The organism is Flexivirga sp. (assembly GCF_035551235.1).
GTDB lineage: Bacteria > Actinomycetota > Actinomycetes > Actinomycetales > Dermatophilaceae > Flexivirga.
On record NZ_DASZNO010000028.1, the window covers coordinates 1 to 24,887 of the forward strand.

Genomic DNA, 24,887 nt, shown 5'->3' on the forward strand with positions numbered 1-24,887 from the left:
CGAGGGGATGATCGACGGCGTCGCGGCCATGGACCGCTTCACCAAGCTGATCGCCTCCGAGCCCGACATCTGCCGTGTGCCCACGATGATCGACTCCTCCAAGTGGGAGGTCATCGAGGCCGGGCTGAAGACGGTCCAGGGCAAGCCGATCGTGAACTCGATCTCCATGAAGGAGGGCGAGGAGAAGTTCGTCCGCGAGGCCCGGCTGTGCCGCAAGTACGGGGCCGCGGTCGTCGTGATGGCCTTCGACGAGCAGGGCCAGGCCGACAACCTGGAGCGCCGCAAGGAGATCTGCGGACGGGCGTACCGGATCCTCACCGAGGAGGTCGGGTTCCCGCCCGAGGACATCATCTTCGACCCCAACATCTTCGCGATCGCCACGGGCATCGAGGAGCACGCCAACTACGGTGTCGACTTCATCGAGGCGACGCGCTGGATCAAGGCCAACCTGCCCGGGACGCTCGTGTCCGGCGGCGTGTCCAACGTGTCGTTCTCGTTCCGCGGCAACAACCCGGTTCGCGAGGCGATCCACTCCGTCTTCCTCTACCACGCGATCAGGGCGGGGATGACGATGGGCATCGTCAACGCCGGTGCCCTGGTCCTCTACGACGAGATCCCGGAGGACCTGCGCGAGCGCATCGAGGACGTCGTGCTCAACCGGCGGGATGACGCCACCGAGCGGCTGCTCGAAGTCGCCGAGGAGCACAACAAGGCGGGCGAGGAGCAGGGCCCGGACGACAAGCTGAAGTGGCGCGAGGAGCCCGTCCGCGAGCGCATCACCCACGCGTTGGTGAAGGGCATCGATGAGTTCATCGTCGAGGACACCGAGGAGATGCGCCTGGAGCTGAAGGAGCGCGGCGAGCGTCCCCTCAACGTCATCGAGGGTCCGCTGATGGACGGCATGGGTGTTGTCGGTGACCTCTTCGGTGCCGGCAAGATGTTCCTGCCGCAGGTCGTGAAGTCGGCGCGGGTGATGAAAAAGGCTGTGGCACACCTGATTCCGTTCATCGAGGCGGAGAAGAAGCCCGGCGACGCCGAGCGCGCCAAGGGCAAGATCGTGATGGCCACCGTGAAGGGCGACGTCCACGACATCGGCAAGAACATCGTCGGTGTGGTGCTGCAGTGCAACAACTACGACGTCGTCGATCTCGGCGTGATGGTGCCCGCTCAGAAGATCCTGGACACCGCGAAGGCCGAGAACGCAGACATGATCGGCCTGTCGGGGCTGATCACGCCGTCGCTCGACGAAATGGTCAACGTGGCCACCGAGATGGAGCGGCAGGGGTGGGACATCCCGCTGCTGATCGGTGGTGCGACGACCTCGCGGGCGCACACGGCGGTGAAGGTGACGCCGAAGTACCACGGTGACGTCGTCTGGGTGAAGGACGCGTCGCGCTCGGTGCCGACCGCGTCGGCACTCCTGTCGGACGAGCGACACGACGCGTTCATGGCCGACATCAACGCCGACTACGAGTCGATCCGCAAGCGCCATGCCGCGAAAAGCACTGAGCGGCCACTGCTTTCGTATGCCGACGCGCTGAAGGCGCGGACGCCGATCGACTGGAGCGACTATCAACCGCCGCGGCCTCGGTTCCTGCTGCAGCAGGCACGGGACGTGGCAGACGACGGCGAGCTCGGACCGATCTCGTCATACACCCGGACCTTCCGCGACTACCCGCTGGAGACGCTGCGCGAATACATCGACTGGCAGCCGTTCTTCAACGCGTGGGAGATGAAGGGCAAGTTCCCCGACATCCTGAACAACCCGGCGACCGGCGAAGCGGCACGCAAGTTGTGGGACGACGCCCAGGAGATGCTCGACAAGGTCATCGAGGGGAAATGGCTGCGCGCCAACGCGGTCGTCGGCTTCTTCCCGGCCAATGCCGTGGACGACGACGTCGAGCTCTACACCGACGAGTCGCGCCGTGAGGTCCTGACGACGTTGCACCACCTGCGGCAGCAGGGGCACCACCGCGCCGGTGTGCCGAACCGCTCACTGGCCGACTACATCGCGCCCAAGGAGACCGGGCTGCCGGACTACATCGGTGGTTTCGCCGTGACGGCGGGTCTCGGGGCTCCGGAGAAGATCATGGAGTTCAAGGCGGACCTCGACGACTACAGCGCCATCCTGCTGGAGTCTCTCGCCGACCGGCTGGCCGAGGCGTTCGCCGAGCGTCTGCACGACGTCGTCCGGCACGACCTGTGGGGTTACGCCCCCGACGAGAAGCTCGGCAATGACGAGCTGATCGCCGAGAAGTACCGCGGCATCCGTCCGGCACCCGGCTACCCTGCGTGCCCCGAACACACCGAGAAGGCAACGCTTTTCGAGCTGCTCGACGTCACCAACCAGACGGGCATCGAGTTGACCGACTCGATGGCGATGTGGCCGGGAGCAGCCGTCAGCGGTTGGTACTTCTCCCACCCGGACTCGCAGTATTTCGTCGTCGGCCGGCTCGGGCAGGACCAGGTCGAGTCGTACGCCAAGCGCAAGGGCTGGACAATGAAGGAGGCGGAGCGCTGGCTCTCGTCCAACCTTGGCTACGAACCGGAGGACTGACCCATCGAAATCAATGCTGGTCGAGTAGCGGCGGAGCGGGGCGGGGTCCCCGCGAAGTATCGGGGGAGCGAAGCGGAGGAGAACTTTGTGGGGTGCCGGAGCGGGGGAGCGTATCGAGACCTGCCCGCCGCTGTCCTCTGGGACATGGACGGCACCCTCGTTGACACCGAGCCGTTGTGGATCGCCGCCGAGACCGAGCTCGTCACGTCGTATGGCGGGGAGTGGACCGACGAGATGGCGCATCAGCTCGTCGGTAATCCGCTGCTGGTGTCGGGACAGCTGATCCGGGACAACAGTCCCGTGACTCTCTCCGTGGAGGAGATCGTCGACTACCTGCTGGAGCGGGTCATTGCCGGTATGCGCCGTCACGTCCCCTGGCGGCCGGGTGCGCAAGAGCTGCTGAAAGGCCTTGTCGCGCAGGGTGTTCCGAACGCCTTGGTGACGATGTCATACGAGTCGTTCGCTGGCGTGCTGGTCGATGCCGTGCCCGCCGGGACGTTCTCGGTGGTCGTCACCGGCGACACGGTCGACAACGGCAAGCCGCATCCGGAGGCCTATCTGACGGCGCTGCGGCTGCTCGGCGCCGAGGCCGCTGACTGCGTGGCGATCGAGGACTCGATCCCGGGCGTGCGCTCGGCCGTCGCGGCGGGCATACCCACTCTTGCCGTGCCGCACGTCATCGAGGTCCCGGCGATGGCGGGCGCGACACAGGTCGAGAGCCTCGAGGGCCTCAAGCCCGAGGCACTGCGTGAACTGACGGGATCTTCACGCTAGAACCGCGACCGCGCGATCACAGCTCGAGCCCCCGACCGGACAACCGATCGGGGGCTCGAGCTGTGTGGACCAGACCTACCGGGTCATTCGGCGGCGCAGGTATCCGGCACCGGCAAGGGCCAGGCCGGCAGCGGCGATGCCGCCGCCGATGAGACCGGTGTTGCTTCCGTTGCCTCCGCTCGGGCCGTCGGTCACCACGAGAGGACCTGACGACGGCGGCGTGGTCGTGACGGCCGGTGGCGGCGCCGTGCTGGTCGTCGTGGCCGGCGGTGTGGTCACCGGAGGCGTGGTCACCGGAGGCGTTGTCACCGGAGGCGTTGTCACCGGAGGCGTGGTCACCGGTGGCGTCGTGACCGGAGGTGTGGTCGTCGGGGGCGGGGTGGAGGTCGGCGGAGGTGTGGTCGTCGGCGGAGGTGTGGTCGTCGGGGGCGTCGTGTTGCACTTCACCCAGAACACCTTGGACTTGGCCTTCTCGTCCTTGTCCGTGCCGTCCTTGCCCATGACCGTCACCTTGTAATGACCGTTCGCGAGCGCGTAGCCGTCGGTCTCGCCGCTTGGGTCCGCATTGACGTACACGGACTCCGAGTAGCCCGTGGCGTCCGCCTTGGGCATCGTCAAGGTGAGGTGGGAGGGACCACCGTTGCCGCCCTGCGGCTCGACCACGACGTCATACCCGGGCTGCTTGGAGTCCTGGAAGAAGTACTCGAAATTGAACTGGCACACGTGCGGATCGTTGTTCACGGTGTGGGCCGGGGTGCCCAACTCGTGAACCTTGATCGTCCCATTGTTCCCAGGCCCATTCGGAGCCGCCTGCGCCCCACCCGCCACTGCGAGAACGACGCCCGCGGCACAGAACAGACCGCCGGCCCCGATCACCGCATTCCTGGAATTCATCTGAAGCTTCACCCACCCCACTCGTCGGCGGACTCCCCGATGGAGCACGCAACGCGGTCCATCTTGTCAGGTGTCCAGCTTCTAAGTAGGAGAATTTCCACAACTCAATTGCCGAATGTGGTAAAAGCAGGACTTTACGACTGTTCAGTCGAATTCCACTCCGCCGACCTCGCACAACTATCCGATGCGATCGGTCCCGGCGGAGGTCTCGGGGCGTGCACGACCATGCGCAGATCGGCTGTGCGGTCGATGGAGTAAAGGTCTGCCTCCCGGTCGCCGCTGCGTTGGTGCTGGCCGCGACCCGCTGATCAGTCCTCGGTGGCGGATGCCTCGCCGGATCGCTCCGGATCAAGGGCCAACCCGAGCACGCTTTGACGCGACGCTTCGTTCCTCAGCCTCGCGTCACGCCTGAATCTTCTGTCCGTCCTTCGGCCGGAACGGGAAGTGGCGGGGGAGTGCCGCCGAACTCGGGGCACAAGGCCTGGTGACTGCACCAGTCGCACAGCTTGGTCCGGTGCGGTCGCCAGTCGCCCGTGGTGGCCGCGCGCTCGATCGCCCGCCAAAGTGCCATCACCTTGCGCTCGGTCGCCAGCAGGTCGGCTTCCTCCGGCACGTAGCGGACGATCTCGCTGTTGCCGAGATAGACCAGCTGCAACATGCGCGGCACGACGCCCCGCGTGCGCCACAGCACCAGCGCGTAGAACTTCATCTGGAAGAGCGACTTGGCCTCGAAGAGCTCCGAGGGCGACCGGCCGGTCTTGTAGTCCACGACCCGCAGCAGGTTGCCCGGTGCCTCGTCGAGGCGGTCGATGTAGCCGCGCAGCGTCAGTCCGTCGATCTCCGCCTCGACATACAGCTCGCGCTCCGCGGGCTCCAGCCGATTCGGGTCCTCGAGGGCGAACCACCGCCGGACCAGCTCGGCGGCGTCGGCGAGCCACGACTCCAACGCGGTGGACTCCTGGGAGGTGTCCTCGCCGATGAGAGTGGCCAGCTCCGGCTCCTGCTCGAGCAATGCGGCCCACTGCGGCTCGAGCAGCGCGACCGCTGTGTCGATGGTCCGGTCGGCGGCCGGCACGTCGAAGAGGTGCTCCAGCACCGCGTGCACGAGGGTGCCGCGTGCGGCTGCTGCCGAGGGCTCCTCGGGCAGCCGGTCGACGACCCGGAAGCGGTAGAGGAGCGGGCACTGCATGAAGTCGGCGGCCCGGCTCGGTGACAGCGTCGGTCGCACCGGCGCCGGCCCGGCGCCGGTCGCCTGCCCGGCGACCTGCGCTGTCACGTCCGTCGTTTGTCCCACGACTGCCACGCTAACCGCACACTCCGACACCGGCGGCTCTACGCCCGCGCGCGATGGGCCGGGCGGACTGCCACGTAGGCTTGAGCAATGGCGAACGCGGACCGGCCCGGCTGGCAGTTGGGCACTCTGCGCGGTGTGCCGGTCTACATCGGTCGCACTTGGCCGATCATCGCGGTCGTCGTCATTGCGACGTTCGGACCGCAGGTCGCCGACGCCTACCCCGATCTCGGCGCGGGCGCCTACATCGTCGCCTTCATCTACACCCTGCTCCTGCTGTTGTCCGTGGTGGCGCACGAGGCCGCACACGCACTGGTCGGGCAGTGGCGCGGCTACCACGTGCGACGCATCGTCGCGGACCTGTGGGGCGGGCACACGGCATACGACACCGACGACAGTTCGCCGATGTCCAGCGCGCTGGTCGCCGTGGTGGGCCCGCTCGCGAACGCCGTTCTCGCGCTTGCGGGTTGGCTCGCACTGCACGCGGTCGCCGACGACCGTGAAGTCGCCCGGCTGCTGATCGGCGCGGTCGTCTTCACCAACGGGTTCGTCGCGATCTTCAACCTCTTGCCCGGTATGCCGCTGGACGGCGGTTTCATCCTGGACGCGGTCGTATGGCGCCTCACCGGATCCCGCTCCGCCGGCCTGCTCGTGGCGGGTTGGTGCGGCCGGGTGGTCGCGGTCGGCTTCGTCGGCTGGACCGTGGTGCGACCGCTCGTGCGCGGTGAGACACCGCAGACGTTCTACGTCCTCTGGTCGGTGCTGATAGCCGGCTTCCTGTGGGTCGGCGCCGGCAACGCCATCGCTCGTGCGAGGGCCGGCCGCCTCTTCGCCCGGGTGCGGGTCCGCGACGTGCTCCGGCCGGCTGCCATCGCTCCGGATACGGCCTTGGCTGCGCAGTTGCCCCAGGCGACCGATGTGGTGGTCGTCGATCAGCGGGGCGTGCCGTGGGGGGTGATTGCGCCCGCCGAGTTGCAGCGAGCCGCGGGGCCGGGCCTGCAGGAGGTTCGCGCAGCCGCGTTGGCCCGCGTCCAGCCCGCCGGCTGGGTCGCCGAGGTCCCCTCCGTCGACGTCGACGTGACCGCTCTCGTGCGAGCAGCGCAGGATGTGGGCGGCGCCATACAGGAGCTCTTGGTGGTGGTCGACGGACAGCCTGCCGGCCTGGTCGCCATCCAGGCACTCGGCGATGCGCTCGCAGCCGCTGAGCGTCCGACCTCGGCGCCCGTCTGACGCCCGCTCCCGACGTCGGTTCGGGGATCCGGTGCTGCCGACCTAGGATTGCGCCTTGTGAACTCGCCCGAACCCACCGGAGCAGCCGCCCGCCGCGGACCATTTGCAGCAGGCGAACGCGTGCAGCTGACCGACCCGAAGGGTCGGATGCACACGCTGGAGCTCACGCCCGGCAAGCAGTTCCACACGCACCGCGGGCATCTCGTCCACGACGACCTGATCGGGCTGCCGGACGGCAGCACGATCACCAACACGGCCGGCACCGAATATCTGGCGCTTCGTCCGCTGCTGTCCGACTACGTCATGTCGATGCCGCGCGGCGCCGCGGTCGTCTACCCGAAGGACGCCGGTCAGATCGTGGCGATGGCCGACATCTTCCCCGGGGCGCGGGTGGTGGAGGCAGGCGTCGGGTCCGGTGCCCTGTCGATGTCGTTGCTGCGGGCTGTCGGGGACGGCGGCGAGCTGCACTCCATCGAGCGGCGCCGCGAATTCGCGGACATCGCCCGGGGCAACGTCCGCTCGTTCTTCGGCGGGGAGCACCCGGCCTGGACGATCTCCGTCGGCGATTTCGTCGACGTGCTGTCCACCGTTGCCGAGCCCGGGACGGTCGACCGGGTCGTCCTCGACATGCTCGCGCCGTGGGAGTGCCTCGAGGCGGCGGCCGAGGCGCTCGTGCCCGGTGGCGTCTTCATCGCGTATGTCGCAACGGTCACCCAGCTGTCCCGGGTCGCCGAAGGTGTCCGCGCACACGGTGGCTACACCGAGCCCGAGGCGTGGGAGTCGATGGTGCGCGGGTGGCACCTGGAGGGGCTGGCGGTGCGACCGCAGCACCGGATGCACGGACACACCGGCTTCCTGGTCTCGACGCGGCGGCTGGCACCGGGCGTGACACCGCCGCTGCGCAAGCGCCGGCCCGCCAAGAGCGCGGTCGATGCTCCAGATATTGAGACGAGCACCTTCGAGGCCGGGCGCGTCGAGGACTCGTGGACGTCCGAGAATCTGGGCGAACGCCCCGTTTCGGAGAAGAAGCTGCGCAAATTGCAACGTTCAGCAGGCGAGCCGCCGCTGGAATGAAGATGTTTGCGAGTTAGGGTCAGGGGGCATCGAACCGCAGCGACGACTTTGGCGTCGCGCTCGCGCAAGGAGGCCGACGATGACCGATCACTCCCACGAATCTGATGCGCCGAGAAGCTCGATCGAGGGCTTGCAACGTGAGATCCGAACGTTGCGCGAACGACTTGCCGTGTCATCGCACTCCAGCGCCGGTGACCTGCAGCAGCAGGTCCGCCAGTTGCAGGCGTCGGTCGGCACGCTGTCCGCCCAGAACGAACGCCTGGTGCGCACCCTGAAGGAGGCCCGCGAGCAGATCGTCAACCTCAAGGGCGAGGTCGACCGGCTCGCACAGCCGCCCGCGTCATACGGCGTCGTGATCGAGACCCACGACGATGCAACCGCCGACATCCTGTCCTCCGGCCGCAAGCTGCGCGTCGCGGTGAGCCCGTCCATCGAGCCGGGTGACCTGACGCTAGGTCGCGAGGTCATGCTCAACGAAGCGCTGAATGTCGTTGCGGCCGTGGGCTTCGAGCGGGTGGGCGAGCTCGTCCAGGCCAAGGAGATGCTCGGCGAGGACCGCGTCCTCGTCGTCGCACACGCCGACGAGGAGCGGGTCTGCCGCATATCCGCCAACCTGGCCGGACAGGTGATCCGGGCCGGTGACTCGCTGTTGTGTGACAGCCGCAGCGGTTTCGTCTTCGAACGCATCCCCAAGGCCGAGGTCGCCGACCTGGTCCTGGAGGAGGTCCCCGACATCCACTACGAGGACATCGGCGGCCTGGCCGGTCAGATCGAGCAGATCCGCGACGCCGTCGAGTTGCCCTACCTGCACGCCGACCTGTTCCGCGAGCACGCGCTGCGGCCGCCCAAGGGTGTGCTGCTCTACGGCCCTCCCGGATGCGGAAAGACGTTGATCGCCAAGGCGGTTGCGGCCAACCTGGCGCGCAAGGTCGCGGAGAAGACCGGGCGTGACGAGGCGGCATACTTCCTGAACATCAAGGGTCCCGAGTTGCTCAACAAGTATGTCGGTGAGACCGAGCGGCACATCCGGCTGATCTTCCAGCGGGCTCGTGAGAAGTCCTCGGACGGCACACCCGTGGTCGTGTTCTTCGACGAGATGGAGTCGCTCTTCCGCACGCGTGGCTCGGGTGTCTCGTCCGACGTGGAGACGACGATCGTGCCGCAGCTGCTGGCCGAGATCGACGGTGTGGAGTCGCTCGAGAACGTCATCGTCATCGGTGCCTCCAACCGTGAGGACATGATCGATCCGGCGATCCTGCGGCCCGGCCGGCTCGACGTCAAGATCAAGATCGAGCGTCCGGATGCCGAGAGCGCCAAGGACATCTTCGGCAAGTACCTCGTGCCCGGGCTGCCGCTGCACGCCGACGATCTGGCCGAGCACAACAACTCGGCGCAGGAGACGGTCGAGGCGATGATCCAGGCCTCGGTCGAGCGCATGTACACCGAGATCGACGAGAACAAGTTCCTCGAGGTCACCTACGCCAGCGGCGACAAGGAAGTCCTCTACTTCAAGGACTTCAACTCCGGCGCGATGATCCAGAACATCGTCGACCGTGCGAAGAAGATGGCGATCAAGGACCAGCTGACGACCGGTCAGAAGGGCATCCGGATCGATCACCTGCTGCGGTCGTGCGTGGATGAGTTCAAGGAGAACGAAGACCTGCCCAACACCACGAACCCGGACGACTGGGCGCGCATCTCCGGCAAGAAGGGCGAGCGGATCGTCTACATCCGCACGCTCATCGATGGCAAGGACGGCGCCGAGCCCGGCCGCTCGATCGACTCGATCAAGGGCACCGGCCAGTACCTCTGAGCCGCAGCGGGTTGAGTAGCCGGAGGAGCGCAGCGGGGGAGGCGTATCGAAACCCGGTCATACACATCGCGCGTTCCAGCGCGCGATGTGTATGACCGGGACCAGTCGGGCAGGCGTTGTCCACAGGGCCGCTGCATCGATTGGGTCCGGTCGGTCAGGATCGTGCGATGACCGCAGATCCCGCGGCGGCCGGCATTCGTGCGGAGACCGTCCCACCTCGCGCCTATGGCGCTCGGCGGCGTGCCATCGCCGCGGGGCTCGCCGCCGACCATGACGGTGTCGTAACGGCATGACCGCGTTCACGCCTGCTGCGATCGACGTAGCGCTGCCCGGGTCGAGCCGACATCACGCCATCGCCGGAGTGCGGCTGCACCGGCACCGTCGGCCTGCGCCGATCGTCGGTGCCGGAATCCCACGCGTCGGCACCGATGTCGCAACGGTCCACGCCGCCCAGTGGGCGGTGTCCGATCGGCAGGCGGCGCTGCTGGTCTGCCTGCCGATGCAGCAGCGACTCACCAGTGCAGCGCGGTTGGCCCTGGCTTGGCGCGCCGTGACCCGGTCACCGCGACGCACGTTCCTGGACGCCATCATCGCCCACGTGACCGACGGAGCCCACTCGTTGGGGGAACTCGATTTCGCCCGGATGGCGCGTGGCGTCGGACTCCCGGCTCCCAGCCGACAATCGGTTCGGCATGGACCGCGTGGCCGTGTTTACCTCGATGTCAGCTGGGACGACGTCGGTCTGGTGGTCGAGATCGACGGCGGTCACCACGCGTTGGCTCTCAACCCGATTGACGATGCGCTCCGGCAGAACGAGCGCGTCGTCGCCGGGGACCGGATGTTGCGGATCCCGGTCATCGGGCTTCGCCTGGCGCCGAAGGAGTTCCTCGGGCAGGTACGTCGGATGTATGGCGTGTTGCGGGCTCGCCGGGCCTGCTGAGTCATACGCTTCGCGCGCCATACCGCTCCATGTGTATGACGGCGACCGCCGCACGCGCGGATTTGACCTTCGAGTTGGTTGAGGGGCCAAGCTGGGGTCGTGCCTGACCACGACTCGCTATTGACCATCGGAGCGTTCGCGCGACTGGTCGGTCTCAGTTCGAGCGCGCTGCGCTTCTACGACGACTGCGGCCTGTTGCGGCCGCAGGAGGTCGATGCGACGAGCGGTTACCGCTACTACTCCGCCGACCAGGAGCGCCGCGCGTCGACCATCAGCCGCCTGCGCGGGATCGGGTTGCCGTTGCAGGACATTCGCACCGTGCTGGACGGTCCGCCCGAGCAGGCCAGGGCTGCTCTGCGGACGTATGCCGAGCACGCCACCGGCATCGCGCGACGGGCGCGGGAGACCACGGAGGACGTCATCGCGTCGCTGCCGGAGGCCGCGGACGCGACGGCTCCGACCACGGTGGTCGTTCGCGGCCCGGAGCTGGCCAGCGCGCTGCGCCAGGTGTCTCCGGCGGCAGCGGCCGTTCCCGACATACCGGTGCTCAAGGGTGTCCTGCTGCAGTTGGGGGCGGACGAACTCACCGTGGTGGCGACCGACCGCTACTGGATGGCAGTGCGCACCCTGCCGGTCGAGGAATCGTCCGGAACGGACCGCCCCGTCGTCGTTGCGGCCGATGCGGTGGCCGCGGCGATCCGATTCGCAGCTGCCCACGACCGGCTGCGACTGCGAATCGCCGAGGATGGCGTGACGACCCTCGAGTCCGATGACGACCAAGTCATGCTACTGACGCTCGATGCGCAGTTCCCCTCGTATCACTCGGTATTGGCGTCCTTGCCGCCCACCGCGGGTCGCGTCACCGTCGACCGCGTCCGACTGTCGACCGAGCTGCTGCAGCTCACCGATGCGGACGCCATCGTGCTCACCACCGGACCGGACCACCTCGACCTGCGGGTCGACGGAGACCGCCACGGGGTGCGTCTGACGGCGATCTGCACGGGGGAGGAACTTGCGATCGCGTTCCGGCCGTCACTGTTGCTCGGAGCTCTGGACGTGAGTATCGGTCCCGAGGTGCTGCTCGAACTCCCCGCACAACCGAACCGCCCGGTCGTCGTGCGGTCGGCCGACCAGGGGACCTTCACCACGATCGTGATGCCCGTCCGGCGGGACTCCCGGGACGACTGATTCAGGACGATTGAGCATGAACGCCGGGATCGCCGCCACGACGGTGGCGCACCGAGCCGTGCCGGCGCCATTCATCTGGTGGTCGGCCGCGTCGGCGATCAGTCTGGCCGGTAGCACCGCTTTCGGTTTCGCGGTCACCTGGTACGCCACCGGGATCTCGGCCGGCCTGACCGGGCTGGTCGGCGTGCTGATCACCTTGCCGACTACTGCCCTCCTCCTCGTCGGGGGAGCGGTGGCCGACCGGGTCGGCGTGCGCCGGATACTCCTTGCCGGTGACACCGTGATGCTGCTGCTCAGTCTCCTGGTCGTGGTCGTGACGCACGCCGTGAGCGTCCAACCGTGGCTGCTGGTGCTGGTTGCCGTGGTGACGGGCGTCGAGGAGGCGTTCTACCTGCCGGCGTCGGGAGTGGTGCCCCGGCTGTTCGCCATCGGCGACGCATTACCGCGAGCCACCGCGCTGAACAGCACTCTGACGCAACTGGCGCGGATCGCCGGACCCCCGTGCGGCGCGATCGCCGTCGCGGCCATTGCGTTCAGTGGTGTCGCAGCCGTCGACGGCGCGACCTTCGTGCTGGTCCTGGTGGTGTTGCTGCGGATTCGGCCGCCATACGCACCGCAGACGGGAGCGACGCCCGGAGGGCTCGAGATCCTTCGGCCCTTCACCACGGTATGGCGCACCGCGCAATTGCGCGGCGTCCTCGTGACGACAGCCGTCCTCGCGTCGGGCGTGTTGCCGGCAGTGATCTACGGACCCTCGCTGATGGCCCGCGAATCCCGTTGGGGCCCGGGCGCATCCGGGCTGATCGAAGTCGGCTGGCTGGTCGGTGGCATCGGCGTGACCATCGTCGTGGCGCGCCGCGGAGCATCCGACCGAGCCCGGGTCGCCGTCGGTGTCGGGCTGTCCATGGTTGCCGCCGGTCTGTCCGGTATGGCGATGGCGCCGACGCCGGCCGTGGCGTTCGCTGCTGCGGTCGTCCTCGGTGTGGGGGTGTCGGTGTGCACGGCGCACCTGTTCCCGGCATACCTCGCGGCGTCACCGATGGACCAACTCAGCAGGTACCAATCGCTGCTCGTATTCGTCCAGATGGCAGCGCTTCTCGTCGCCACCGTGGTCTTCACGTCGGTCGCCGAGACGCTCGGAACCCGGTGGTCGCTGGGCTGCTGTGCGGCCGTGATGTGCGTGGCCCTGGCCTGGTGGGTCGGCTCGTTCCGTCGGACGGTGGAGCGTCTGTCGACCTGACTTACGGTTCGGCGTGTGCGGCGATCAGCGACTCGGCCGCAGCTCGGGCATCGGCAGCCGGAGCCGGCGTCCCGAAGATCGCCGCCGTCGTCTGCGCACCCTCGGCGAGCAACACGAGTTGGGGCGCGAGAGCGGCGGGCAACCCGGCGGCCGCCACGAGTTGATCGGTGCGCTTCCGGAAGGACCGCTTGTGCTCGCGGACGTAGTCGGCGATGGACGGATAACCCGGCCCCAGCTCGCCGAACGCGTTGATGAAGCCGCAGCCGCGGAACGTCGGCTCCGCGAACCAGGACTCCAGGAAGTCGAAGATCGCGAGCAATCGATCGCGCGGGGTGGTCGCGGCCTCCACGGCGGCCTCCAGTCCGGACTCCCAGATGCCGTGCCGGAACCGGAGTACCGCCAGGATCAGGGCTTCCTTGCCGGGGAACGCGGTGTAGAGCCTCTTGAGCGAGACGCCGGCCGACGTGCGTACCTCGTCCATGCCGACGGCGTTGATGCCGCGTGCGTAGAAGAGCGCATCCGCCGCCTGCACGATGCGCGCGCTCAGCTCGTCCTCGGGCCCCGGATCCGCCTTCGACCGCACTGTCTCCTGATTCGTCGTCGGTTTCGCTGTCCGGCTCGGTGTCCGCTTCGCCGCCACGGTGTCGCTCCTCCAGTGTTCACCCACCGAACCCTTGCGTCGGGAACGGGCGTTCTCTACTGTAGGTGGAGAGCGCGCGAGAACGCGCGTTCTCCAATCGTGAAAGGGATGCATCGTCATGAGCACGATCACCGTAGGCACCGAGAACTCCACTCCGATCGAGCTCTACTACGAGGACCATGGCAGTGGACAACCGGTCGTGCTGATCCACGGTTACCCACTCGACGGCTCGTCGTGGGAGAAGCAGACCGCCGCACTGCTCGCCGCCGGATACCGGGTGATCACCTACGATCGCCGGGGCTTCGGCAAGAGCTCCAAGGTGACGACCGGCTACGACTACGACACCTTCGCTGCGGATCTGGCAGCGGTGCTCGACGAGCTCGACCTCCACGATGCGGTGCTGGTCGGGTTCTCGATGGGCACCGGCGAAGTGGCCCGCTATCTGTCCCGGTTCGGCTCGGCACGCGTTGCCAAGGCTGCCTTCCTGGGATCACTCGAGCCGTTCCTCCTGCAGGCGGACGACAATCCGGAAGGCGTGCCGCAGGAGGTGTTCGACGGTTTGCTCGCGGCTGCAACCCAGGATCGCTACGCCTTCTTCACGTCATTCTTCGAGAATTTCTTCAATACCGCCGATCACCTCGGGACTCGGCTGAGTCCGGAGGCCTTGCGCGCGAACGAGCAGCTCGCGTACAACGCCTCGCCATACGCATCAGTGGCGGCGCAGCCCACGTGGCTGACCGACTTCCGCGAGGACATTCCCAAGATCGACGTCCCGACACTGATCGTGCACGGCACCGCGGACAACATCCTGCCGATCGATGCCACCGGTCGCCGGTTCGCGCAGGCGTTGCCGGCGGCCGACTACCACGAGATCGAGGGTGCCCCGCACGGACTGCTGTGGACGCACTTCGCCGAGGTCAACGAGCTGCTGCTCGACTTCCTTCAGCGCTGAGTGGACGCGGACGGGCGCGCCAGGAGGTCGGCCGACGGGTCACATCCTGGCGGCGCCGGCCCGGATGGCCTTCCTGATCCGGAAGTAGGTGCCGCAGCGGCATACATTGCGAATGCTGTCGAGGTCGTCGTCGGTGATCGCACGGCCTTCCGCCTTCACCTTCTTGACCAGTGCCACGGCAGCCATGATCTGGCCGGGCTGGCAGTAGCCGCACTGCGCGACGTCCTCCTCGAGCCAGGCCTCCTGCATGGGATGCAGGTCCGCGTCGACCTCACCGGCCAGCCCCTCGATCGTGGTGATCTCGTCCGTGGGCTTGATGTCCTTGACCTGCACCGAGCAGGGGTTGAACGCCTTGCCGTTGATGTGCGAGGTGCAGGCCTTGCAGACGTTGATCCCGCAGCCGTACTTGGGCCCGGTGACCTTCAGGACGTCACGCAGCACCCAGAGCAGGCGGACGTCGTCCTCGACCTCGACGGTGACCTGTTCGCCGTTGAGCGTGAAAGTGTGGGTTGACATGGCAGCTCCGCTCAGTAGGTGTGCGACAGGCCGTCGGTGGGGGACTCGGGCACGGATGGTGTGTAGGGCTTCACATCGAACGACAGCGTGTCGTGGTTGATCGGGAACCGTTTCGGGACAGTGCCGGTCGCACGGGCGTAAGCGCAGGCCACTGCTGCGAATGACGCCGGAACGCCCGCCTCGCCCACGCCGCCGGGCTGGTCCGAGGACGACGGCAGGATGACGCACTCGAACTCGAAGGGTGCGTTCCATTCGCGCGTGTAGAAGTAGTTGTCCCAACTGCCCTCGAGGAAGTGGCCGTCCTTCAGGTGCGTGCTGTTGGTCAGCGCCAGGCCGATGCCGTCCGAGGCGGCGCTCATCATCTGTGCCTCGACCCCGCGCGGGTTGATGACCAGGCCGGCGTCGACCGCGACCACGACTTTGGTCACCCGCGGGCCCGTGACGCCATTGGTGACCTTCCGGTTGACGGTCTCCGGACGACAGTCGATCTCGACGAGAAACGCTGTCGCGCCTTTGTATTCACGGTGCACTGCGATGCCCTGCGCCGTCCCGGGTGCCATCGTCCGGCCCCAGTTGCCGACTTCGGCGACCTTCTCCAGAACGGCCTTCACCTCGGGGTACTTGATGTTGGCGAGGCGGAAGGCGAGCGGGTCCTTCTTCGCCTTCTTCGCCATGAGGTCGACGGTGAGCTCGCTCGCACACGCGACGTCCTGCGAGTAGATCGACCGCATCGAGCCGGTGTTGAAGCGGGTGTCGGTCTCGTCGAGCAATTGGGTGACGGCGCCGAAGTTGTAGGGCAGGTCCTGGGTCAGCAGGAAGATGCTCTGGGACAGGCCGACTCCGGCGAGGCCGGGCGGGAGGTCGGCGGCGGTGGCGACCAGCATCTCGCCGAGGCCATGGCTGAAGTCCGTGGCAACACTGGTGTGCCGTTGCTCGAAGGTGAGGACCTGATCGCCGAGCATGGTCGCCCGACACCGGGAGGTGACCATCGGGTGCATGCGTCCCTGGCGCGGCTCGTCCACGCGGTGCCACATCAGCTTGACCGGCTTGCCCATCGCCTTGGAGACGCGCGCCGCTTCGAGCGCCGGGTCGTGGAACAGCTTGTGCCCGAACGATCCGCCGCCCGTCACGACATGAACGGTCACCTTGTCCTGCGGCAGGCCGATCGCCTCGGCGATCTTGCCCTGCGCGACGATCGGTGATTTCAGCCCGGACCAGATGGTGGCGTGGTCGTCGCGGACGTCCGCAATCGCGCAGTTGGTCTCCAATGCGGCGCTGGAGCGGAACATGAACTCGAAGTCGGTGTCGACCTGAACGCCGAGCAACGGCAGTTTCGGCACGGCCAGCGGGATCTCGGCCTTGCGCAGCTCGGCCATAACGGACTCGTCGTCGGCCGTCCCGACCACACCGTCGCCGAAGTCCGCTTCGATGATGCGCACGGCGTCGATGCATTGCCCGAAGGTCTTCGCCCGGACGGCGATGCCGGTCTGGACGACCGCCACGTCCGTGACGCCGGGCATCTTCAGGACGGCGTCCTTGTTCTTCAGCGTCGCCGGACGGCCGTTGAGACCGGGCGCTCGGCACAGCATCGTCGGCAGCGCATCGGGCACTTGCAGGTCCATCGTGAACTGCTTCTTACCGGTGACGATGTCGCGTGCATCGACGCGGTTCTGCGCTGTCCCCACGACGCTGAACGACGACCGGGCCTTCAACTCGGTCTTGGTGGCCCGGGTCGTGCTGCTGGCGGCCTTGGACGCCAGCTTGCCGTAGGTCACCGAGCTACCGTTGGGGCCGCTGACAACCCCGAGCTTCGTGGTCAATTCGTCCACGGCGTAACCGAGTTCGACTGCGGCCGCCTTCAGGAGAGCGCCCTTGGCGATCGACGCCGCGACCCGGATCGGGGTGTATGTCGACACCGTCGTGTTCGAACCACCGGTGATCTGGTTGAAGACGAGCTCCGGCCGCGCCGGCGCCAGCGAGACCTGCACCTTCTCCACGGGCAGGTCGAGTTCCTCGGCGAGGATCATCGCGGTGGAGGTGGTGATCCCCTGCCCGACCTCCGCGCGGGGGAGCGCGAAGCTCGCCGTTCCGTCGCTGTTGATCGTCACCTTGATGAGGTTCGCCGTCGGCAGACCTGCGTGGGTCTCCAGGTCCTCCAGGTCGTAGAGCGCCGCGATCTGCGGCGCGGACGGCACGGAGGCCTCGGCCGGGGTGCCGAGGCGCAGGTCCGCTGCCACGGTCAACGTCGTCCCGGCGATGAGATAGCCGACGAACCGCCTGCGGCTGATGCCTCGACGGCCGGTTGGTTCGCTCACTGATTCGTCGTGTTGGGGCACCCGAAACAGATTGGCACAGCTCATCGACCGGGCGGTCGGTTGTGCACACCAAGACTTGGTCAATTTCAGCTGCCCCTTCCGCGCGCCTGCGGCCCGGAATCGAGGTGCGCGTCTCGGCCCGTCCATGAGAGCCTGGCAAGCGGTGTACCGCGAAGGCGTGCACCGGTTCTGATCACCACGAGGAGCGGCCGCAGCGGTCGCAGGGGAGTGAGGTCGGCCGCATGGCCTGCTCAGCACACAGCTGACCCGCCCGGTCCGGGACGAGACGAGAAGCTCGCCGGATCGGTGCATTCGCCATGCCCTTGCGGCATACACAGCCGAGGCGCTGCGTGCCGCACTTCACCGATCGAAGGACCGATTCACCATGCTTTCCCTGACCCATGCCGCGATCCGCGGCTCATTCATCAACGCCTCGCGCCGCGAGATCCGTGAGGCAACGCTCCCGGAGTTGACGACGATCTCGTGGGACGACACCGACTTCCTGGGTTGGCGGGACCGCAAGAAGGACAACACCGGGTATGTCGTGATCGAGATCGACGGAACGCCGGTCGGCGTCCGCTTCACGACGGCGGAGCGCAAGGGTCCACGACGTCGCGCGCTCTGCGCGTGGTGCCAGGACGTCGTCGTCGAGGACGACGTCGCCATGTATGTCGCGCGCCGTGCCGGCGCACCCGGCCGTAAGGGCGACAGCATCGGCACGCTCATCTGCAGCGACTTCGGTTGCAATGCCAACGTCCGGCGGAAGCCGACGCTGACCGAGGTGGGCAGCGGTGCCGAGGAGGACCGCATCGCGCTCATCCAGCGACGGATCGACGGCCTGCGCCTGCGATCCGACGACTTCGTCCGGCGGGTGCTCGCCACCCGGTGAGCAGCCGCCGCCAGGTGGCGCGCGTCGTGTCAGGCGCGCGCCACGTGGCGGTCGATGAACCCGTTGCGGAACTTGCCGTGCGGGTCCAACAGGCGACGCAGGTCGTCGAAATCGTCCAGCCGGCCATAGGCGAAGTCGAGCCGTCCGGGATAGGTGAACACCTTGCCCCAGTGCGGTCGCGGTGCGAGGTCGGCGAGCGCCTGCTCCACGATCGCGACTGCCCGGTGCACGGCCTCCACCTCGGGCTTCCAGGTGAAATGGAACGCCACCGAGTCACGGCCCTGCGCCGGGCTCAACCACTGGGATTCGGCTGCGATTGCTCGTATCTCGGAGACCAGCAGGTATGGCGCGATGGCATCGCCGACGGCCAGCAGTGCCTCGATGCCGCGGCCGGCGTCCTCCGTCGCGATGAAGAACTCCGACTGGATCTCGGCGCCGGCACTCGGGGTGAATCCGAGCCGGAAGTGCGGCAGGCGGTCGGCCCACGAGCCGGGGGCACCACCCTGCTCGGTCACTGCGTCCGGCGTCGCGCCGGCCGCCTGCAGCGGGTGCAGGGTGTCCGGCGTCCAGCTCGCCCCGGACAGGGACGGCCGGGTGCCGTTGCCGTCGCCGTCCACGATCGACTTCGCGATGATGTGATCCGGGCCGGCGCCGGTCCACCGGCCGAACACACTCACGCTGTATGACGCAGCCAGCACCTCGCCCGCCCGGGCGATCAACTCGCCCCAGCTGATGCCGACGAAGGCGTCCTGTCGCACGGCGTAATCGGGCACGGTCGACAGGCGCAGGCGCGTGACGACACCCAGGGATCCGAGCGAGACCACGACGCCGCCGAAGTGCCGGTCAGTGGCGTCGATCCAGCGCAATTCACCGTCGGCAGTGAGTAGTTCGACCGCTTGCACTGCTGACGCGAGACCGCGCTGACCGACACCGGAGCCGTGCGTTCCGGTGGCGACGCTGCCGGCGATCGTGATGTGGGGGAGCGAGGCCAGGTTGGCAAGTGCACGTCCCGACGCGGTGAGCGCCGGCACCAGCTCGCCGTACTTCATGCCGCCGCTGACGGTCACCGTGTCGCGCTCGGTGTCGACCTCCGGGTCCGCGACCAGGCCGGAAAGGTCCAACTGCCAACCGGTCTCGCTGTCCGCGATGCCGTTGAAGCTGTGTCCGGAGCCGGCGATCTTCACAGCCGGCGCGTCGGCGACGAGCTGTTGCAACTCCTCGACCGTGCCCGGCCGTTCGCGTCGGATCGCGCGATAGTCATAGGTCCCTGACCAGTTCGTCGTCATGCGTGCGCCTTTCGTTGCCACTGTGCGGTGCGTTCAAAGTTCCTTGACAGTCGGTTCGCGCCTGGCCAGGAACTTTGCCCACATCCGTAGCTGTCCTTAATTCTGATTCAACTGCCAGATCCCGGCGGCGAGGCGCCAGCCGAGCAGGAAGACTCCGAGGAAGATCGTTGCGACCACGATGAACGGGAACGCGGTGCCCTCCCCGGTCAGCCGCCGCAGGATCATGCCGACCGCGACCGCGCACAACCAGACCGGCCAACCGGTGCGCACCTGCAAGGGGAGCCGCCCGGAGACCGACCGGACGAGCAGCCAGCCGACGGCGGCACCGGCGAGGAACGGCCATGCGGTCTGCAGCGCATCCACGGCCGGATTGCTCTCATGGTGCGACGCGCGGCCGATGCCCGCGAAGACGAGGATCACAAGTGCGTCGAGGCCAAGCGCTGCGAACACTCGACCGGTCAGTGCCGATCCCCTCGTCCCTCGGGTCTCAGCACTGACTCTGTGCGTTTTCGGCCGCTCGCTCATGCCGGTTCGCCCGGGTAGCGCACACCCAGCTGGGCACGCACCTGATCCATGAGACGCATGATCCGCAGCGTTTCGTCCCAGGTCATCAACGGGGACTCGACATCGCCGGCGCTGATCCGGCGCGCCGCCTCGACGGCTTCGAAGTGCAGCCCGTGCTGAGTCACGGCCGGTTCGTAGGTGTCGAGCACCTTGTCGTTCGCGCCGATCAGCTGCACCGGTCCTGGCTGATAGAACCATCCGGGCAGTTCCAGTCGTGCCGAATCACCTGCGATGACAGCGGTATTCGCAGTCTGGGCCGACATGGTCGCAAGGCAGGTCGCGGTGGCGTCGTTGCCGGTGAGCACGACGGTCTCGCTGCGGTCGACGCCCTCGGGCGTCAGCACGCCGGTCGCCGTCACCTGCAGGTCTCCGGGCAGCAGCATCGCGGCGAGCGAGATCGGGTAGATGCCCAGGTCCAGGAGCGCGCCGCCCGCGAGTACCGGATCGGCCAGCCGGAGCGGCCCGCCCGGATAGAGCAACTGCCCGTGGTCGGCCACAACGGTGTCGAGCCGGCCGAGCATGCCGTCGGCGACGGCCCGGCGCACGACGTCATACCGCGGCAGGAAGCGTGACCACATGGCTTCCATGCAGAACAGCCCTCGGCTGCGTGCCTCGTCGATGACCTCGGTGGCCTCGGCCGCGTTGCGGGCGAACGCCTTCTCGACCAGGACCGGCTTACCGGCTCGTAGTGCCAGCAGGGCGTGCTCGCGGTGCGCCGAATGTGGAGAGGCGACATACACGACGTCGACGTTCGGGTCGGCGACCAGCTCCTCGTAGGAGCCGTGTGCAGTGAAACCACCGAATTCAGAGGCGAATTCGCGTGCACGTTGCAGATTGCGGGAGCCGCAGGCGACGATCTGCTGACCCGTCTCCGCCTGGAGCGCCCGGGCGAAGGACCTGGCGATGCCACCCGGGGCGAGGATGCCCCAGCGCAGCACCGGCGCGTCCATCGGATCGGGTGTGGTCGGAGCGGGAAGGGCGGTCACGCCAGCCATCTTCGCAGAGTGTCGGCACGCAGCCGGCGCGGATCGCGCGGCATCGCAGTCCCGTCCAGTGAACCTCCGTCGTAACCAACGGACCCGCGTCCTATGGTCGAGCCATGACTGTGCGCCGCATCATGGGCATCGAGACCGAGTACGGCATCTCCGTTCCGGGCGATCCGATGGCGAACCCGATGGTCCTGTCGGGTCGCGTCGTCACGGCATACGCCACGCAGGTGGGCATGCGGGCGGCACGCGCCGGCTGGGACTACGAGGACGAGGCGCCGCTGCGCGACGCGCGCGGGTTCGACATGGCACGGGGCAGCGCCGACGCCAGTCAGTTGACCGACGAGGAGGATCCGACGCTCGCCAACGTCGTCCTCACCAACGGTGCCCGGCTGTATGTCGATCACGCCCACCCGGAGTACAGCTCGCCGGAGGTCACGACACCGCGGGACGCGATCAAGTGGGATCGAGCGGGGGAGTCCGTCATGCGGGAGGCGGTGCGGCTGCTGTCCGGCCCGGATCGCCCCGGCGTCAACCTCTACAAGAACAACACCGACGGCAAGGGCGCGTCCTACGGCACGCACGAGAACTACCTGATGAGCCGGTCGACGCCGTTCTCGGAGATCGTGCGCCACCTCATCCCGTTCTTCGTCGCGCGGCAGGTGATGGTCGGGTCGGGCCGCGTGGGCATCGGTGTGGAGTCGGGGAAGCCGGGCTTCCAGCTCGCCCAGCGCTCCGACTTCTTCGAGGTCGAGGTCGGCCTGGAGACCACCCTGAAGCGGCCGATCATCAACACCCGTGACGAGCCGCACGCCGTGGCCGATCGCTACCGGCGACTGCACGTGATCCTGGGCGATGCCAACCACTGCGACGTGACCAACCTGCTGAAGCTGGGCACGACCAGCCTGGTGCTGGGCATGATCGAGGACGGCGCCATCACGCAGGACCTGACCGTCGACAAGCCGGTCGAGGCATTGCAGCGTCTGTCGCACGACCCCACCCTGCGCGCCACCGTCGAAGTGGCCGGCCGGCGCACCATGACCGGCGTCCAATTGCTCTGGAGTTACTACGAACTCGCCGATTCCTGGCTGCAACGGCAGTATGGCGGGGAGCTCGACCCGGACACCGCCGAGGTCATGCAGCGCTGGGAGCAGGTGCTGACCAAACTCGAGCGCGATCCGATGGAAGCGGTCCGCGAGGTCGACTGGGTCGCGAAGCTGCAGACGCTGGAGGGTTATCGCGCCCGGGATGGGCTGGACTGGTCGGACCACCGCCTGCGCGCCATCGACATCCAGTGGTCGGACGTACGCGCCGACAAAGGGATCTTCAATCGGCTGCTCGCCGCGGGGCGTTTCGAGCAACTCGTCGATGACGAAGCGGTCCGGAGCGCGGTCATCGAGCCGCCGGCCGACACCCGTGCGTTCTTCCGGGGCACCTGCCTGGCGCGCTTCCCACGAGAGGTCGCTGCTGCGTCCTGGGACTCGGTGATCTTCGACGTGCCGTCGCAGCCGAGCCTGCAGCGCGTGCCGATGCTCGAGCCGGCCCGCGGGACGAAGGCGCATGTGGGTGCGTTGCTGGACCGGGCGGGCTCCGCGGACGAGTTGTTGCGACTGCTGGCCAACGAACCCCCGCGCATCGATTGAGAAGTCGCCTGAGAACTCGACTGAGACCTCGACGCGCTGGCGTGCCGTCGCGTCATACGGGGTGCCACACGTAGGGTTGGGACAGAGGCGCAGAACATCGCGCCATCGAGGAAAGGACACCGCCATGGCCACGCAGGAACACAAGAATCCGCAACGCCGCGACGCCGACCCGGCCGACGACGCCCCGGAGCCGGCACCCACTGCCGCGCCGGCGAAGCAGGAGCTGGACGACGACATCGACAGCGTCCTGGACGAGATCGACGGTGTGCTGGAGTCCAACTCCGAGGAATTCGTCCGTGGCTTCGTCCAAAAGGGCGGCCAGTGAGCGAAGCGAACGCCAACAAACTCCCCGCCTCCTACCTGCAGATCGGCTCCTCGTCGTTCACCGAGTTCCTCGCCGGGCACGCGCCCGACCTGGTGCCGGGCTCGCGCACGTTGCCGAGGTCCTCGGTGGAGGCTCCGCACGGCACGACCATCGTCGCGATCGGGTATGCCGACGGGGTGCTGCTCGCCGGTGACCGGCGCGCCACGATGGGCAACCTGATCGCCAACAACGAGATGCTCAAGGTCTTCGCGGCCGACGACTACTCGGCCGTGGGGATCGCCGGCACTGCCGGCACCGCCATCGAGATGGTCCGGCTCTTCCAGGTCGAGCTCGAGCACTACGAGAAGATCGAGGGCACGCGACTGTCCCTGGTCGGTAAGGCGAACCGCCTCGCCACGATGATCCGCGGCAACCTCGGGATGGCCATGCAGGGCCTGTCCGTCGTGCCGCTCTTCGCGGGATTCGACCTGGATCGTGACGAGGGCAGGATCTTCTCGTATGACGTGACGGGCGGCTGCTACGAGGAGCACGACTTCCACTCGGTGGGTTCGGGCTCACTGTTCGCGCGTGGCGCGCTGAAGAAGTTGTGGCGTCGCGGATTGACGCGCGACGAGGCCGTGCACGTGGCCATCGAGGCGTTGTATGACGCGGCCGACGACGACTCCGCCACCGGCGGACCCGACCTCGGCCGGCGCATCTGGCCCACGGTCGCGGTGGTCGACGCCGACGGCACCCGGTTCGTGAACGACGACGCCCTGGCGGAAGTGGTCGAGCAGGTCCTGGCCGCTCGCCGCGAGATCGGAGGTACCCGATGAGCATGCCGTTCTACGTATCGCCCGAGCAGCTGATGAAGGATCGGGCCGACTACGCGCGCAAGGGTATTGCGCGCGGGCGGTCGGTCGTCGTCCTCGCCTATGACGGCGGCATCGCCTTCGTCGGCGAGAACCCCAGCCGCGCCCTGCACAAGGTGTCGGAGATCTACGACCGCATCGCGTTCGCTGCGGTCGGCAAGTACAACGAGTTCGAGAACCTGCGCGTGGCGGGCATTCGGTATGCCGACCTGCGCGGCTACTCCTACGACCGCTCGGACGTCACGGCACGCGGTCTCGCCAATGCCTACGCCCAGACCCTGGGCACGGTCTTCACGCAGGAGTCCAAGCCCTACGAGGTGGAGATCGTCGTCGCGCAGGTCGACGACGACCCGGCGGAGGACCAGATCTACCGGCTGACCTATGACGGGTCCGTGGGTGACGAGCACGGTTTCGTCGCGATGGGCGGCGCATCGGAGCACATCAACAGCGTCCTGCAGGATCGCTGGCAGGCCGGGATGGATCTCGGCTCGGTACTGCGCCTGGCCGTCGCCGTGCTGGGGGAGGACCCGAACGGCGGAGACGCCCGCACGTTGTCCGCCGACCAGCTCGAGGTCGCGCTCCTGGACCGGGCGCGGGAACGCCGCAAGTTCCGGCGCATCGCCGGTCCGTTGCTCGAGGCACTGCTCAGCCCGGACGACCCGACCGAGGACGTCCCGCACACGGAGGACGAGAGCGGCGCGCACGACACCCACCGGGTCGACGACGAGCCCGAGGTCTAAGGGGCGCGAATATTCGGGATGCCCTTGTCGGTGGTGCGTGACATGATCGATAGACATCCCAGATTCTTCGCTTGACCGTGCTCTGCTCGGGGATCGTCGAGGTGCGTGGCCCGCCTTGACTTCAAGTGCGGTTGAACGTCGAGGCTGAGGTGTGTCTCGCCGTCGTCACTCGCCCAGGA

General features: G+C 67.7%; 23 protein-coding genes. 15 read left to right on the forward strand and 8 right to left on the reverse strand.

Annotated features, from left to right (window positions below; genetic code table 11):
- Both metH and VG502_RS08855 read left to right on the forward strand, forming a co-directional pair.
- A partial coding sequence (gene metH / locus VG502_RS08850) for a methionine synthase (RefSeq protein WP_325549675.1) occupies nucleotides 1–2,557 on the forward strand: 2,557 nt, incomplete at its 5' end.
- An 87-nt stretch (nucleotides 2,558–2,644) separates the two neighbouring features.
- The gene (locus tag VG502_RS08855; RefSeq protein ID WP_325549676.1) at nucleotides 2,645–3,331 is read left to right on the forward strand and encodes an HAD family hydrolase; all 687 of its coding nucleotides are present in this window, start codon (nucleotides 2,645–2,647) and stop codon (nucleotides 3,329–3,331) included.
- A 75-nt stretch (nucleotides 3,332–3,406) separates the two neighbouring features.
- On the opposite strand, the gene VG502_RS08860 is transcribed toward VG502_RS08855, so the two are convergent.
- The gene (locus tag VG502_RS08860) at nucleotides 3,407–4,093 is read right to left on the reverse strand and encodes a hypothetical protein (protein ID WP_325549677.1); all 687 of its coding nucleotides are present in this window, start codon (nucleotides 4,091–4,093) and stop codon (nucleotides 3,407–3,409) included.
- 523 nt (nucleotides 4,094–4,616) lie between these two features.
- The gene (locus VG502_RS08865; protein WP_325549864.1) at nucleotides 4,617–5,453 is read right to left on the reverse strand and encodes a RecB family exonuclease; all 837 of its coding nucleotides are present in this window, start codon (nucleotides 5,451–5,453) and stop codon (nucleotides 4,617–4,619) included.
- Between the two features lie 153 nt (nucleotides 5,454–5,606).
- Here VG502_RS08865 and VG502_RS08870 point away from each other — a divergent pair, with 153 nt between their 5' ends.
- From VG502_RS08870 to VG502_RS08900, 7 genes are all read left to right on the forward strand, one after another.
- On the forward strand, nucleotides 5,607–6,746 hold the full coding sequence (locus tag VG502_RS08870) for a site-2 protease family protein (RefSeq protein WP_325549678.1): 1,140 nt from the start codon (nucleotides 5,607–5,609) through the stop codon (nucleotides 6,744–6,746).
- Between the two features lie 120 nt (nucleotides 6,747–6,866).
- Nucleotides 6,867–7,820 (forward strand): tRNA (adenine-N1)-methyltransferase, encoded by a 954-nt coding sequence (locus VG502_RS08875; RefSeq protein ID WP_414655720.1) that lies wholly within the window; start codon nucleotides 6,867–6,869, stop codon nucleotides 7,818–7,820.
- 79 nt (nucleotides 7,821–7,899) lie between these two features.
- The gene (arc, locus tag VG502_RS08880; RefSeq protein WP_325549680.1) at nucleotides 7,900–9,633 is read left to right on the forward strand and encodes a proteasome ATPase; all 1,734 of its coding nucleotides are present in this window, start codon (nucleotides 7,900–7,902) and stop codon (nucleotides 9,631–9,633) included.
- A 167-nt stretch (nucleotides 9,634–9,800) separates the two neighbouring features.
- Nucleotides 9,801–9,926, forward strand: a complete 126-nt coding sequence (locus tag VG502_RS08885; RefSeq protein ID WP_325549681.1) for a hypothetical protein — start codon at nucleotides 9,801–9,803, stop codon at nucleotides 9,924–9,926.
- Nucleotides 9,923–10,573 (forward strand): hypothetical protein, encoded by a 651-nt coding sequence (locus tag VG502_RS08890; RefSeq protein ID WP_325549682.1) that lies wholly within the window; start codon nucleotides 9,923–9,925, stop codon nucleotides 10,571–10,573. Before VG502_RS08885 ends, VG502_RS08890 begins: the two co-directional genes overlap by 4 nt.
- 99 nt (nucleotides 10,574–10,672) lie before the next feature.
- Nucleotides 10,673–11,761: a DNA polymerase III subunit beta family protein gene (locus VG502_RS08895; RefSeq protein ID WP_325549683.1), complete on the forward strand. Its 1,089-nt coding sequence runs from the start codon at nucleotides 10,673–10,675 to the stop codon at nucleotides 11,759–11,761.
- A gap of 16 nt (nucleotides 11,762–11,777) precedes the next feature.
- Nucleotides 11,778–13,001, forward strand: a complete 1,224-nt coding sequence (locus VG502_RS08900) for an MFS transporter (protein ID WP_325549684.1) — start codon at nucleotides 11,778–11,780, stop codon at nucleotides 12,999–13,001.
- A gap of 1 nt (nucleotide 13,002) precedes the next feature.
- Here the strand turns inward: VG502_RS08900 and VG502_RS08905 are convergent, their stop codons facing one another.
- Nucleotides 13,003–13,548: a TetR/AcrR family transcriptional regulator gene (locus VG502_RS08905; RefSeq protein ID WP_325549865.1), complete on the reverse strand. Its 546-nt coding sequence runs from the start codon at nucleotides 13,546–13,548 to the stop codon at nucleotides 13,003–13,005.
- Between the two features lie 211 nt (nucleotides 13,549–13,759).
- On the opposite strand from VG502_RS08905, the gene VG502_RS08910 reads away from it, so the two are divergent.
- Entirely contained in the window at nucleotides 13,760–14,593 is an 834-nt protein-coding gene (locus VG502_RS08910) for an alpha/beta fold hydrolase (RefSeq protein ID WP_325549685.1), read from the forward strand.
- A 39-nt stretch (nucleotides 14,594–14,632) separates the two neighbouring features.
- On the opposite strand, the gene VG502_RS08915 is transcribed toward VG502_RS08910, so the two are convergent.
- Both VG502_RS08915 and VG502_RS08920 read right to left on the reverse strand, forming a co-directional pair.
- Complete coding sequence (locus VG502_RS08915; protein ID WP_325549686.1) at nucleotides 14,633–15,109, reverse strand: (2Fe-2S)-binding protein; 477 nt, start codon at nucleotides 15,107–15,109, stop codon at nucleotides 14,633–14,635.
- An 11-nt stretch (nucleotides 15,110–15,120) separates the two neighbouring features.
- On the reverse strand, nucleotides 15,121–17,424 hold the full coding sequence (locus tag VG502_RS08920; protein ID WP_325549687.1) for a molybdopterin cofactor-binding domain-containing protein: 2,304 nt from the start codon (nucleotides 17,422–17,424) through the stop codon (nucleotides 15,121–15,123).
- Nucleotides 17,425–17,809: 385 nt separating this feature from the next.
- Here VG502_RS08920 and VG502_RS08925 point away from each other — a divergent pair, with 385 nt between their 5' ends.
- Entirely contained in the window at nucleotides 17,810–18,313 is a 504-nt protein-coding gene (locus VG502_RS08925) for an FBP domain-containing protein (protein WP_325549688.1), read from the forward strand.
- Nucleotides 18,314–18,342: 29 nt separating this feature from the next.
- On the opposite strand, the gene VG502_RS08930 is transcribed toward VG502_RS08925, so the two are convergent.
- From VG502_RS08930 to VG502_RS08940, 3 genes are all read right to left on the reverse strand, one after another.
- On the reverse strand, nucleotides 18,343–19,599 hold the full coding sequence (locus VG502_RS08930) for an FAD-binding protein (RefSeq protein WP_325549689.1): 1,257 nt from the start codon (nucleotides 19,597–19,599) through the stop codon (nucleotides 18,343–18,345).
- Nucleotides 19,600–19,695: 96 nt separating this feature from the next.
- Complete coding sequence (locus VG502_RS08935) at nucleotides 19,696–20,049, reverse strand: DUF3054 domain-containing protein (RefSeq protein ID WP_325549690.1); 354 nt, start codon at nucleotides 20,047–20,049, stop codon at nucleotides 19,696–19,698.
- Nucleotides 20,050–20,120: 71 nt separating this feature from the next.
- Entirely contained in the window at nucleotides 20,121–21,149 is a 1,029-nt protein-coding gene (locus VG502_RS08940) for a Gfo/Idh/MocA family protein (RefSeq protein ID WP_325549691.1), read from the reverse strand.
- 113 nt (nucleotides 21,150–21,262) lie between these two features.
- Between VG502_RS08940 and dop the strand changes: the two genes are divergently transcribed.
- The 4 genes from dop (at nucleotide 21,263) to prcA (ending at nucleotide 24,708) form a co-directional block, all read left to right on the forward strand.
- Complete coding sequence (gene dop / locus VG502_RS08945; protein WP_325549692.1) at nucleotides 21,263–22,792, forward strand: depupylase/deamidase Dop; 1,530 nt, start codon at nucleotides 21,263–21,265, stop codon at nucleotides 22,790–22,792.
- 124 nt (nucleotides 22,793–22,916) lie between these two features.
- Nucleotides 22,917–23,117 carry a ubiquitin-like protein Pup gene (locus tag VG502_RS08950; RefSeq protein ID WP_325549693.1) on the forward strand — a complete coding sequence of 67 codons (201 nt, stop codon included), beginning with the start codon at nucleotides 22,917–22,919 and terminating at the stop codon, nucleotides 23,115–23,117.
- Nucleotides 23,114–23,932, forward strand: coding sequence for a proteasome subunit beta (gene prcB / locus VG502_RS08955; RefSeq protein ID WP_325549694.1), 819 nt, complete (start codon nucleotides 23,114–23,116; stop codon nucleotides 23,930–23,932). The genes VG502_RS08950 and prcB overlap by 4 nt, the downstream gene beginning before the upstream one ends.
- On the forward strand, nucleotides 23,929–24,708 hold the full coding sequence (gene prcA, locus VG502_RS08960; protein ID WP_325549695.1) for a proteasome subunit alpha: 780 nt from the start codon (nucleotides 23,929–23,931) through the stop codon (nucleotides 24,706–24,708). The genes prcB and prcA overlap by 4 nt, the downstream gene beginning before the upstream one ends.
- Nucleotides 24,709–24,887 lie beyond the last annotated feature (179 nt).